Annotated in this window: 11 protein-coding genes; 3 read left to right on the top strand and 8 right to left on the bottom strand. The window is 69.0% G+C overall.

Annotated elements, in window-relative coordinates; translation table 11 throughout:
• Positions 1-96: 96 nt before the first annotated feature.
• Positions 97-1,338: a M56 family metallopeptidase gene (locus ACXJKR_RS12970; protein WP_457323182.1), complete on the bottom strand. Its 1,242-nt coding sequence runs from the start codon at positions 1,336-1,338 to the stop codon at positions 97-99.
• Positions 1,331-1,711 (bottom strand): BlaI/MecI/CopY family transcriptional regulator, encoded by a 381-nt coding sequence (locus tag ACXJKR_RS12965; protein ID WP_056198634.1) that lies wholly within the window; start codon positions 1,709-1,711, stop codon positions 1,331-1,333. The genes ACXJKR_RS12970 and ACXJKR_RS12965 overlap by 8 nt, the downstream gene beginning before the upstream one ends.
• 129 nt (positions 1,712-1,840) lie before the next feature.
• On the opposite strand from ACXJKR_RS12965, the gene ppk2 reads away from it, so the two are divergent.
• Both ppk2 and ACXJKR_RS12955 read left to right on the top strand, forming a co-directional pair.
• Positions 1,841-2,746: a polyphosphate kinase 2 gene (gene ppk2, locus ACXJKR_RS12960; protein ID WP_457323181.1), complete on the top strand. Its 906-nt coding sequence runs from the start codon at positions 1,841-1,843 to the stop codon at positions 2,744-2,746.
• A 19-nt stretch (positions 2,747-2,765) separates the two neighbouring features.
• Complete coding sequence (locus tag ACXJKR_RS12955; protein WP_457323180.1) at positions 2,766-3,110, top strand: glutaredoxin family protein; 345 nt, start codon at positions 2,766-2,768, stop codon at positions 3,108-3,110.
• A gap of 97 nt (positions 3,111-3,207) precedes the next feature.
• Here the strand turns inward: ACXJKR_RS12955 and ACXJKR_RS12950 are convergent, their stop codons facing one another.
• The 6 genes from ACXJKR_RS12950 to ACXJKR_RS12925 all read right to left on the bottom strand — a co-directional run bounded on the left by ACXJKR_RS12950 (position 3,208) and on the right by ACXJKR_RS12925 (position 9,777).
• A complete protein-coding gene (locus ACXJKR_RS12950; RefSeq protein ID WP_457323179.1) occupies positions 3,208-3,489 on the bottom strand; it encodes a hypothetical protein in 282 nt (93 codons plus the stop codon).
• A gap of 165 nt (positions 3,490-3,654) precedes the next feature.
• Positions 3,655-4,290 carry an L-threonylcarbamoyladenylate synthase gene (locus tag ACXJKR_RS12945; RefSeq protein WP_056198614.1) on the bottom strand — a complete coding sequence of 212 codons (636 nt, stop codon included), beginning with the start codon at positions 4,288-4,290 and terminating at the stop codon, positions 3,655-3,657.
• On the bottom strand, positions 4,290-5,153 hold the full coding sequence (locus tag ACXJKR_RS12940; RefSeq protein ID WP_457323178.1) for a 3',5'-nucleoside bisphosphate phosphatase: 864 nt from the start codon (positions 5,151-5,153) through the stop codon (positions 4,290-4,292). The genes ACXJKR_RS12945 and ACXJKR_RS12940 overlap by 1 nt, the downstream gene beginning before the upstream one ends.
• 105 nt (positions 5,154-5,258) lie before the next feature.
• Positions 5,259-7,073 carry a bifunctional diguanylate cyclase/phosphodiesterase gene (locus ACXJKR_RS12935; RefSeq protein ID WP_457323177.1) on the bottom strand — a complete coding sequence of 605 codons (1,815 nt, stop codon included), beginning with the start codon at positions 7,071-7,073 and terminating at the stop codon, positions 5,259-5,261.
• A gap of 104 nt (positions 7,074-7,177) precedes the next feature.
• Entirely contained in the window at positions 7,178-8,905 is a 1,728-nt protein-coding gene (gene recJ, locus ACXJKR_RS12930) for a single-stranded-DNA-specific exonuclease RecJ (RefSeq protein WP_457323176.1), read from the bottom strand.
• Positions 8,902-9,777 (bottom strand): hypothetical protein, encoded by an 876-nt coding sequence (locus ACXJKR_RS12925; RefSeq protein WP_457323175.1) that lies wholly within the window; start codon positions 9,775-9,777, stop codon positions 8,902-8,904. The genes recJ and ACXJKR_RS12925 overlap by 4 nt, the downstream gene beginning before the upstream one ends.
• A 63-nt stretch (positions 9,778-9,840) precedes the next feature.
• Between ACXJKR_RS12925 and ppk1 the strand changes: the two genes are divergently transcribed.
• On the top strand, positions 9,841-11,712 hold a 1,872-nt coding region (gene ppk1, locus ACXJKR_RS12920; protein WP_457323174.1), incomplete at its 3' end, for a polyphosphate kinase 1.

The following is an 11,712-nucleotide window of genomic DNA, read 5'->3' as shown; positions in this document are numbered from 1 at the left end:
GCGTTCAGCGCCGCGCGGAGGTCGGCGAGGCTCATTGCAGGGGGGCGGATTCGGGGAGGCGGATTCGGGGAGGCGGCACTGTAGCGGCCTCCTCGCTCAGAATGTGTTTTTCGGCGGCTGGAAGTTGGCGGGCAAGGCCGTGGGGGTCAGCTCCAGTGCGAACTTTTCGTCCGAGCCGGCGCGGGTCATCTCGATGCGGGCCTTCTGACCCCAGGCCGACATCACGCTGGGGTGGCCGAGTTCCACGCCCGGCTCGCCGTGGCTGATGTGCGTCTTGATGAGCGCCGAGTCGCCGGCCTTCTTCGGCCACAGCGTGATCGATAGCGGCTCCTTCACCCAACCTGGCTCGTCGCCGGCCATGGCTTCGAGCCGCAGCATCACACGCTCGCCGTCGCGGCCGATGACGCGTGCCTCGACGGTCGACTTGTCGCCACCCTGGCTGCGCTCCACCTTCAGCTGCAGCTCGATGAAGCCGGCGCCGGCTGCGAGAGGTGGGCTTTCCGCCGCATAGGCCAGAGTGGAGACGGCGGCCACGCCGGCTGCGAGCAGCAGCGCGCGGCGGCGGTTCAGGGGTAGGGGGCGGTGCAGCATCGCGATCCTTTCGACGAGAGGGTGGGAGCTGCCCCAGCGGCTGGCCAGCGGCGCGCCGTGGGGCGTGAGATCGTGGGCGGCGAGCAGGGCTCGCGTGTAGTCGGCCAGCGCGCCGGGCCGGGCCGCCAGCACGGCGGCATCGCAGGCCAGTTCCTGGTCCGCCTGCATACGGCGCGCGGCCCACCAGGCCAGCGGGTTCCACCAGTGCAGCGCCGTCAGCGCGCAGGCGAGCAGGTTCCAGAGGTTGTCCAGTCGGTCGCGATGCACCTGCTCGTGGGCCAGGATCAGCTCGCGCTCGGCAGGCGAGAAGCGCTGTTCGAAATCGACGGGCAGCGCGACGCGCGGCCGCAGCAAGCCGACGAGGGCGGGGCTGCTGCCGGCCGGCAGTTGTTGGCCCAGGCGCGTCAGCCGCCATTGCCGCCAGAACTGGGTCGCGGCGAAAAGCGATGCGCCGCCCAGCCACAGCGCCAACCAGGCTGCCGCGTGATCCGGCGGCGGCGCTGGCAGCGCAGGCGCGGCCAGCGTCTGGGCGCTGCCCGTGGCCTGCAGCACCACGCGCAGCGGCTCCTGAGCCGGCCGGGGCAGCAGCAGCGTCAGCAACAGCGCCGGCACCAGCAGCCAGGCCGCGTAGGCGCTGCCTGCGCCCAGGCGCCTCAGCAGCAGCGGCCGCAGCGCGGCGATCAGCATGACGCCTACGCTCAGCAACAGAGCCTGCTGCAGCAACACCACCAGCAGCCGCTCACTCATGCCCCTGCTCCTTCAGCAGCGCCTTCAGCGCCGCGATGTCGTCCGCGTTCAGCTTGCGTTCCGACGCGAACTGCGCCACCAGCGGCGCCAGGCGCCCGCCGAACAGCCGGTCGATCAGCGACAGGCCGGTGTCGGCCACCCAGGCGTCCTCGGGTACGGCAGGCGCGTACAGAAAGCGCCGGCCGTCGCGTTCGGCCGTCACGGCGCCCTTGCTCAGCAGCCGGTTCAGCAGCGTCTTCACGGTGGCAAGCTGCCAGCCTTGCCGGGGCCCGAGCACCGCGGCGATCTCGTCGGCGGCCTGGGGAGCGCGCTGCCAAAGCAGGCGCATGACCTGGGCTTCGGCGTCGCTGATGGGGGTGGGTGGCCTGGTCATTGATTACGAGCGTAAACGATGGCGAATGATTACGTGTGTAAACGATGTCGTCAAGCTCCTTGTCACAGTCGCGCCATATCGCCCGCCTAGGCTCGCGGCCTACAGCCGCCGTTGCGGCCGGGAGCCCTCGTGAGCCACATCGAAGACGAACTGGTGAAGCGCATTCACCGCGACCTGCAGGACGATTTCGACGAGGAACTGGAGCTTGAGCTCGAGGACCGAGAACACGGTGTGATGGCCAGCGACGCGCCGGCCGGTGAAGCCATCGAGCGGCGGCGTTACTTCCGGGAGCTGTTCCGCCTGCAGAGCGAGTTGGTCAAGCTGCAGGACTGGGTGCAGCACACGGGCCACAAGGTCGTCATCCTGTTCGAAGGCCGCGACGCGGCGGGCAAGGGGGGCGTCATCAAGCGCATCACGCAGCGGCTGAACCCGCGCGTGTGCCGAGTGGCCGCGCTGCCGGCGCCCAACGACCGCGAGCGCACGCAGTGGTACTTCCAGCGCTATGTGTCGCACCTGCCGGCGGCCGGCGAGATCGTGCTGTTCGACCGCAGTTGGTACAACCGCGCCGGTGTCGAGCGCGTGATGGGCTTCTGCACCGACGAGCAGTACGAGGAGTTCTTCCGCTCGGCGCCCGAGTTCGAGCGCATGCTGCAGCGCTCGGGCATCCAGCTGATCAAGTACTGGTTCTCGATCAGCGACGACGAGCAGCGCGTGCGCTTCCTGGGCCGCATCCACGACCCGCTCAAGCAGTGGAAGTTGAGCCCCATGGACCTGGAGTCGCRCCGGCGCTGGGAGGCCTACACCTCGGCCAAGGAGGTGATGCTGGAGCGCACCCACATCCCCGAATCGCCCTGGTGGGTCGTGCCGGCGGATGACAAGAAGCGCGCGCGGCTGAACTGCATCCATCACCTGCTGGGCCAGATGCCCTACCAGGAGGTACCGCACGCCGACATCGATCTGCCCGCGCGCGAACGCCGCGAGGACTACCTGCGCAACCCCGTGCCGGACGACATCATCGTTCCCGAGGTTTATTGAGCCGGTCTAGCATGGGGCCATGAAGTGGCCCCCGCTTTCGCTGCTCGTCGTCGTTGCGCTGACCGCGCTGGCCTCCTGGGCCTGGCGCGGGCATGTTGCAGCGCAGGACGGCGAACTGCTGAAGCAGCGCGCCAGGCCGGGCGATATCCGCATGATCTCGTCCGAGACCTGCCCCTATTGCCTGGCGGCGCGGCGCTGGATGACTCAGGAGGGCGTGYCCTTCAGCGAGTGCTTCATCGAGCGCGATGCCCAGTGCCTGAGCGACTACCAGGCCCTGGGCGCCGTCGGCACGCCGACCCTGGTCGTGCGCGGCCAGCGCGTCATCGGCTTTGACCGGGCACGGCTGAAGGAGATCCTGGAATAGGCCGAGCCGAGTCGSCAGTACTGGCTCAGCAGTACTGGCGACTCGGCTCGACGGTGGTGGAAAAAGACGTCATTCGCATGTTCAGACGGCGCCCGGCTCAGCCGCGCTTTGCGGTGGTCTTGGCGGCAGCCAGGGTCTGGCGGGCCAGCGTGGCTTCGCTGTAGCCGACGATCACGACGCGAGGCAGTTGAGCCACTTCACGCTGGGCGTGGCCGGTCACGACGACGCGCGGCAGCTGGGCGATCACTTGAGTTTCAGCGCGGACGGCCTTGCCGGTGACGACAACGCGTTCCAGCTTGACGGTGGGCTGCGGGGCGGCCTGGGCGGCAATGGCGGAGAAGGCAAGGACGGCGGCGGTGAAGGCAGTTTGCAGGCTCATGATGGACTCCGTTCGGTGGGTTTCGAACCGCGTGATTGCTTGTTCGATGGAGTCAGTTTCGGCAATGAGCCCGCGCCCTTCCAGGCCGCTGCGATCAAGCGCGAGAGCCGCCGGATGAAATGCAGGCGCGGCGGATGAACTGCGGGGAAATCCCGCGCAGCGGCATCAGTCCAGTTGCAGGCCCAGCCGGCCCAACTCGCCGCGCCCCTGGCGCACCAGCACGGGCTCGTCGCCCTGGCTCAGGTCCAGCACCGTGGTCGGCTGGGCCGGGCAGGCGCCGGCGTCCAGCACGAACTGGAGCTGGCGGTCCAGCCGGGCGCAGACGTCAGCGGCGTCATTCATCGGCTCGGTCTCGCCGGGCGGAATCAGCGTCGTCGACAGCAGCGGTTCGCCGAACAGGGCCAGCAGCTCCTGGAGGACCTTGTGCTCTGGCACCCGCAGGCCGATGGTGCGCCGGCTCGGGTGGGAGAGCCGGCGCGGCACTTCCTTGGTGGCCGGCAGGATGAAGGTGTAGGCGCCGGGCGTGGCGAGCTTGAGGAGCCGGTACTGGCGGTTGTCCACCATCGCGTAGGTGGCCAGCTCCGACAGGTCGCGGCACAGCAGCGTCAGGTGGTGCTTGTCATCCACGCCGCGCACGCGGCGCAGGGCTTCGGCTGCACCCTTGTCGTTGAGGTGGCAGACAAAGGCATAGCTGGAGTCGGTCGGCACGGCACCGATGCCGCCCGCCTGCAGCATCTGCGCGCATTGGCGCAGGAAGCGCGGCTGGGGGTTGTCGGGGTGGACTTCGAAGAGCTGTGCCATCAGTGATGAATCCGACCAGCCAGTTCAGCCCACACCGGTGTCAGCCGGCTCGGTAGCGGCGGCAGCGTGCCCAGGTCGATACGGCTTTCTTCGGGGCAGTGAAAGTCCGAGCCGCGCGAGGCCAGCAGGCCGAACTCGACGGCCGTATCGGCGTACTGCACGAACTCCGCCGCGGTGTGGCTGCCAGTGACGACCTCGATGCCGAGCCCGCCGTGGGCCATGAACTCGGTGATCAGTGCGTACTCTTCCGTCGGCGTGAAACCATAGCGGCCCGGATGGGCGATGACGGCGACGCCGCCGGCGCGGGTGATCCAGCCTACTGCGTCTTTCAGCGCCGCCCACTTGTGCGGCACGAAACCGGGCTTGCCCTCGGTCAGGAAGCGGCGGAAGACCTCGGGAATGTCGCTGCAATGGCCGGCCTCGACGAGGAAGCGCGCGAAATGGGTGCGCGAGATCAGGTCAGGGTTGCCGACGTACTTCAGCGCGCCCTCGAAGGCGCCGTGGATGCCCACCTCGGCCAGGCCGGCAGCCATTTCCCGGGCGCGCGGTTCGCGGCCGCCGCGGGTGGCGCGCAACCCCTCGATGATCTCGGGCGCCTCATGGTCGAAGCCCAGGCCGACGATGTGCACGACGCGGCCGGCGAAGCTGACCGAGATCTCGGTGCCGGTCAGGTAGGCCAGGCCGTTCGCCCGTGCCGCGGCGATGGCGCGGGTCTGGCCGCCGATCTCGTCGTGGTCGGTCAGCGACCACAGCGCCACGCCGCCCGCCTTGGCTCGTTCGGCCAGGGCCTCGGGCGTCAGCGTCCCATCCGAAATCACGGAATGGCAGTGCAGGTCGGCGTTCAGGGTGGGGTCGAGGTTCACCGCGCCATTGTAGGAAGCGCTTCTCACCCCTCCTGCTCAAGCGGCCTTCCGGTGGCCCTGACCCTGAMGTGAGCGCAAGCGCAAGTTGCTGGTGGCGGAAAAAGGTCAGGCCGCAAGCAGGGCGCGCTGCGGCGTGCGGCGGTCGACAAAAAAGCGGCTGCCGCCGGCGCGCCCTTTGGCGACGCGCTTGGGTTCGGCCAGGGCGGCGCTCAGCGCGTGGGCGCTGTCGAAACTGCCGGGCAGATGCAGTACCGCGCCGGCCGAGATGGTGGGCAGCGGGTGGAAGCTGGGCTGGTTCTGCCGGTTCAGCGTGATGTAGCCACCAGCGGTCAGGTGTTCGGCGGAGAAGAAGCTGCGCACGCCGGCATCGAAGGCCTGGCAGACGCGGGTGAGCCTGTCCTCCCAGTCGGTGCTGCCCAGCACCATGACGAAATCGTCGCCGCCGATGTGGCCGACGAAGTCCAATTGCGGGTCGGCGGCCTGGGTCAGCACGCGGGCGGCCAGGCGGATGATGTCGTCGCCGATGCGGTAGCCGTAGACGTCGTTGAAGGGCTTGAAGTGGTCGATGTCCCAGACGACGGCGGCAAAGGTTTCACTGGCCTCGATGAGGCGGTCCAGGTGGTTGTCGATGGGCACATTGCCAGGCAGCAGCGTCAGCGGGTTGGCATAGCGCGCCGAATGCACCTGCAGGTCGGACACGGCCTTGAGCAGGTCGGAGCTGCGGCCCGAGCCGAGGTAGCAGCCGTCGCGCGTGACGATGAAGCCGTCGACGAGCAGCCGTTCGTCGAGGTTGGCCATCGCGTCGCTCATCGCGCGCAGCGGCGTGCTGACGTCGAACACCAGCGGATTGGCGTCCATCAACTCGACGCAGCTGCGCTTGTCGAAGATGTCCATGAAATAACGCTCGGTGCTGCGCTTGAGCACATGCAGGGAGCGCAGCACGCCAATCGGCCGCTGCTGGGCGTCCAGCACGGGGATGGCGAGCAGTTGCTCGTCACGGTGGAAGAGGTCGACGATGCTGCGGCAGTTGGTCTCGGGCGTGACCGTCAGGCCGCGACGCGCCAGCTGGGCGGCACTGGTGATGGCGCCCTGGGTCAGCGGCAACGCGAGGTCGTTCTGCAGCAGGCGCGGCTGGGCGTCAGCGGCCAGTCGGCCGCTCCATTGGGCGCTCAGGCTGGCGCGCGGCGTCGCGCTCGGGCGGGCGAACAGATAGCCCTGGCAGATGGACAGGCCCAGGCGGCGCAGCACGTCGAGGTCGGGCTCCTGCTCCAGCCCTTCGGCGACGACCTCGCAGCCGCTGGTCACGGCCATCTCGACGATGGAGCGCACGAACTGCTGCTTCAGCGGCTCCTGGGCGATGCCGTCGATGAAGTGGCGGTCGATCTTGACGAAGTCCGGCCGCATCTCCATCCAGCGGCGCAGCGAGGCGAAGCCCTCACCGAGGTCATCCAGCGCCACACGAAAGCCGAGGTCGCGCAGCGCCTGCAGCGCATCGTCGAGCTGGGCCAGGTCTTCGATGGGGCGGGTTTCGGTCAGCTCGATGACGACGCGCGAGGTCGGCAGGCCGAGTTCAGCCAGCTCGGTGGCCAGCAGGCCGGCATGCTCGCGGGCACCGAGCAGGGTGTCTGCTGTCACGTTCAGGAAGAGCTGGCCCGGCAGCCCCAGGGCCTTGAAGCGCTGAATGGCGCGGCGAATGATGAGGTGTTCCAGCTCGACGAGGCGGCCCAGCCGGGCGGCGGCCTCGAACAGCACCAGGGGCGAATGCAGCGGGCCGTCGGCAGGCGCGCGGGTCAGCGCCTCGAAACCAAAGATGTCGGCCCTGTCGATGGCGACCAGGGGCTGGAAGTGAATGTCAAAACTGCGCTGCTCGATCAGGCGATCGAGAGCATCGGCAAGGGGATCGGGCGCGGTGGCGCGCATGAGGAGGCTCCGGGCTGGCTGGCCGGGCGGATTCTTGAAAGCGTCCGTGACACTCCGGTGACTTGGGGCGGCAGGGCGTGCGTCCCTGCCAACTCCGTCACGCCTCAGCCTTCGGCGCAGGCTTCAATGACGTATTGGACGCGCTGCTGGCCCTGCCATTCGTCCAGGCTCAGCCGGTAGGCCAGCGTGACGCGCTCCGGCAGCATGTCGACGTGGTTGAACCAGATGGCGTCGATGAGCTGGCCGCCGCGGCGCAGGCGCAGCTTCAGATGCTTCTCGCCAACGAGGCGCTGCGAGATCAGCTCGAAGCGATCACAGAACACCGGCGCCTCGAAGCCCTGGCCCCAGACCTGGGCGTCCAGCAGGCGTGCGGTCTCGGCCGTGGCGGCATCGGGCGCGAGCGAGCCGTCATGGCGCAGCGTGCGGGTCAGGTCCTGCTCGTTGAGCCATTCCTCGGCCACGCGCGCGAAGGCCAGCGCGAAGCGGTTCACATCGTCGACCGCCAGCGTCGCGCCGGCCGCCATCGCATGGCCGCCGAACTTGGCCAACAACTCGGGCTCACGCTTGCTGACGAGGTCCAGCGCATCGCGCAGATGGAAACCCGGAATGGAGCGGCCCGACCCCTTGAGGTTGCCGTCGGCACCGCGCGCGAAGACGAAGGTGGGGCGGTGCACGCGGTCCTTGATGCGCGAAGCGACGATGCCGACGACGCCCTCGTGGAAGTCGGCATCGAACAGTGCCACCGCGGGGGGCAGGGCGCCTTGCAGCGCCTCGACCAGGGCATCCAGCCGCGCCTCTGCCATCTCGCGCATGCCGCTCTCGATTTCGCGGCGCTCGCGGTTGATGGCGTCGAGCTGGGTGGCGAGCTGCAGCGCCCGCTCGGGGTCGTCGGTGGTCAGCGTCTCAATGCCCAGCGTCATGTCGGCGAGGCGGCCGGCCGCGTTGATGCGGGGCCCGAGCGCAAAGCCGAGATCGAAGCCCTGGGCCTTGCTCGCGTCGCGCTTGGACGCGCTGAAGAGCGCCATGACGCCCGGCTGCGCACGGCCGGCGCGCATGCGCTTGAGGCCTTGCGCAACGAGGCGGCGGTTGTTGGCGTCGAGCTTGACGACGTCGGCCACCGTGCCGAGAGCCACGAGGTCGAGCAGGCCGTCCAGGCGCGGCACGTCAGCGAACGCGCCGCGTGAACGCAGCTCGGCGCGCAGGCCCATCAGCACATAGAAGGCCACACCGACGCCGGCCAGCGACTTGCTCGCGAAGGTGCAGCCCGGCTGGTTGGGGTTGACGATTGCAGAGGCATCTGGGACGACGACGACGCCATCGACCAGGGCTGGCAGGTGATGGTCGGTGACCAGCACCTTCAGCCCCTGGGCGCGGGCGTGCGCCACGCCAGCGAGGCTGGCGATGCCGTTGTCCACCGTCACGAGCAGAGTCGGTTTCTGCGCCATCGCCAGGTCGACGATGGTGGGCGTCAGCCCGTAGCCGTGCACGGCGCGGTCCGGCACGACATAGCCGAGCTGCTCGGGCTGCGCGCCGAGCAGGCGCAGGCCGCGCAGCATGACGGCGCAGGCAGTGGCGCCGTCGCAGTCGTAGTCGGCCACGATGACGAGGCGCTCGCCGCCCTGGATGGCGTCGGCCAGCAGCCGGCCGGCCTCCAGCAGGCCTTTCAGGTCRGTGGGCGGCAGCAACTGGGCCAGGCTCTCGTCCAGCTCGCCCGCCTCGCGCACGCCGCGGGCCGCGAGCAGGCGGGCCATCAGGGGTGCGACGCCGGCCTGCTCCAGCGCCCAGGCCGTGCGCGGCGGCACGTCGCGTTCGACAAGGCGAGGCGAAGTCATAGCGCCTCCAGTACGGCGCTCACCTCGGGCGTTTGCCAGCGCCGCTTCAACTTGTCGATGAAGGACAGCGGTTGGGTCGTGAAACGACGCGCGAAGCGCTCGCCGCACAGCGTCAGGCTGGTCAGGGGCTGTGCCAGCGGCCCGGCGTCCAGGCGCTGCCAGGCCTCGGCCCAGGCCGCGAGGTCGCCGTTGAGCAGCGGCTCGGTCAGGCGGGCATCGACCGTCACGTCGGCGGCCTTGCCGTTGCTGCGGCCAATGTCGCCGATCCAGACCGAGTTGACGGGATGCTCGCCGCGTGCTTCCCGCTCGAGGTTCAGGGCGTGCTCATGCAGCAGCATCTGGGCCTCGTTCTGCCAGCGGCGCAGCACGCGGTTTTGCGGCAGCCAGGGCTCGATGGGCCGGCCGCCGGCGCGCTCGATGCTGGCAGCGCGCAGGTCATCCAGCGCTGTGGTGTGGCCGATGGCCCAGTGCGTGGCGTCCAGCAGCCGCCATTGCCAGCCTTCGGACTCGGGCCAGAGTTCGCGCAGCAGCGCCGTGAAGCGCGCCGCGTCGGATTCGGACAGCCGCAGCGCCGCGGGCGGCAGCACATCGACGCCATCGCTGCCGACGGCCAGGTGCACGGGGCTCATCAGCGCCCAGGCCAGTTCGGGCCCGGCCTCGACGGCCCAGGCCGCGGCGCTTGGCTCGGCTTGCTGGCGCAGCGCTGCCAGCGCGATGTGATGCGGCGGCTGCGGCGATAGCTCGTCGCTCCCCCAGGTCTCGGCCGGAGTGAGCCGGTTCAGCTGCGCAGCCAGGTTGGGCAGGGGCAGGGTGCCGAAGGCATGCCGCGCGGCTTCGTCCAGCGCGCTGGCATGGGGGATCATCAGGTGCATGGGCCTGGATTATCCCGGGGGCATTTCAAGCCGTTGTCACACAAGCTTCATACACTTTTCTTCATGACCGACCCGACCCCGCTGAAGCTGCTCAACCGTGAGCAGGCCATTCTTGAATTCAATCGTCGCGTCCTTGCCCAGGCCCAGCGTGAAGATGTGCCGCTGCTGGAGCGGCTGCGCTATGTCTGCATCGTGTCGAGCAACCTGGACGAGTTCTTCGAGGTGCGCTTCGCCGACATGCTGGAGGCCGTGCGCGATCCGCTCAGCACCGTGACAAGCCAGGACGTCGAACGCGTCGGCCGCGCGGCGCACACGCTGATCGACGAGCAATACCTGATCTTCAACGAGCAGCTCACGCCGCTGCTGCGCAAGCGGCGCATCGTCGTGCTCAACCACGCCGACCGCGACGAGCCGCAGCGGCACTGGGTGGCCAAGTATTTCGAGCGCGAGGTCAGGCCGCTGCTGGTGCCCGTGGGGCTGGACCCGGCCCACCCCTTCCCGCAGGTGGCCAACAAGTCGCTGCACTTCATCATGCGGCTGTCGGGCAAGGACGCCTTCGGCCGCGACAACCGCATCGCCATCGTCAAGGTGCCGCGCGTGCTGCCGCGCGTCATCAAGCTGCCGGCCAACCTGAGCGACGGCCGCCAGGCCTTCGTGCTGCTGACCAGCGTCATCCGCGCCCACCTGGAAGATCTCTTTCCCGGCCGCAAGGTCGAGGCCTTCTCGCAGTTCCGCGTCACACGCGACTCCGACCTGGAAGTGGATGAGGAGGAGATCGCCAATCTGCGCCACGCGCTGCGCTCCGGGCTGACGACGCGCCATTTCGGCCGCGCGGTGCGGCTGGAGGTGGTCAACACCTGCCCGGCCGAGCTGTCGGAGTTCCTGCTCGAGCAGTTCGGCCTGCCGAATGCGGCGCTCTACCGCGTCAACGGCCCCGTCAACCTGGTGCGGCTGAACGAGCTGATCGACCAGACCGACGCGCCGCCGCTGCGCTTCACGCCCTTTGAACCGGCCTGGCCGACCGGCCGGCTGCCGCGCCACAAGTCCATCTTCGAGAAGCTCAAGAAGGGCGATGTGCTGCTGCACCATCCCTTTGAGAGCTTCGACCCCGTCGTGCAGATGCTGCGCGAGGCGGTGGTCGACCCCGAGGTGCTGGCCATCAAGCAGACCATCTATCGCACCGGCGCCAAGTCGGAGCTGATGGACCTGCTGATCGAGGCGGCGCGGCGTGGCAAGGAAGTGATGGCTGTCGTCGAGCTGAAGGCGCGCTTCGACGAGGAAGCCAACATCAACTGGGCCGAGCGGCTGGAGGCCGTCGGCGCCCAGGTCGTCTACGGCATCGTCGGCTACAAGACCCACGCCAAGCTGCTGCTGATCACACGGCGCGAGAACGGCAAGCTGCGCCGCTACGGCCACATCTCCACCGGCAACTACAACCCCAAGACGGCGCGCCTGTACACCGACCTCGGCCTGCTGACGGCCGATGCCGACCTGACGGCCGATGCCGATTCGGTGTTTCGCCAGCTCGCGTCCCTGGGCAAATTCAAGGCGCTGCGACGCATGCTGCTGGCGCCCTTCAACATGCACAGCCGCATGCTGGAGCTGCTGGCCCAGGTGGAGGCCGCTGCCCTGGCCGGCTACAAGGGCGCGCGCGTCGTCGTGAAGATCAACGCGCTGACCGATGCCGAGCTCATCCACGGCCTGCTGCGCACGGCCCAGGCCGGCGCCAAGGTCGACCTCATCGTGCGCGGCGCCTGCATGCTGCCGCCGGGGCTGCCCGGCGTCAGCGACAACATCGTCGTGCGCTCCGTCGTCGGGCGCTTCCTGGAGCACACGCGGGTGCTGTATTTCCGCTGGGCCGAGGGCACCGAAGCTGACCCTGGCGAGGCGCTCTTCCTGTCCAGCGCCGACTGGATGAGCCGCAACATGTTCCGC

The sequence above is a fragment of the Roseateles sp. P5_E11 genome (assembly GCF_054049355.1).
The sequence above is the reverse complement of the archived record's forward strand: the minus strand, read 5'-3'. Positions and strand labels throughout refer to the sequence as shown.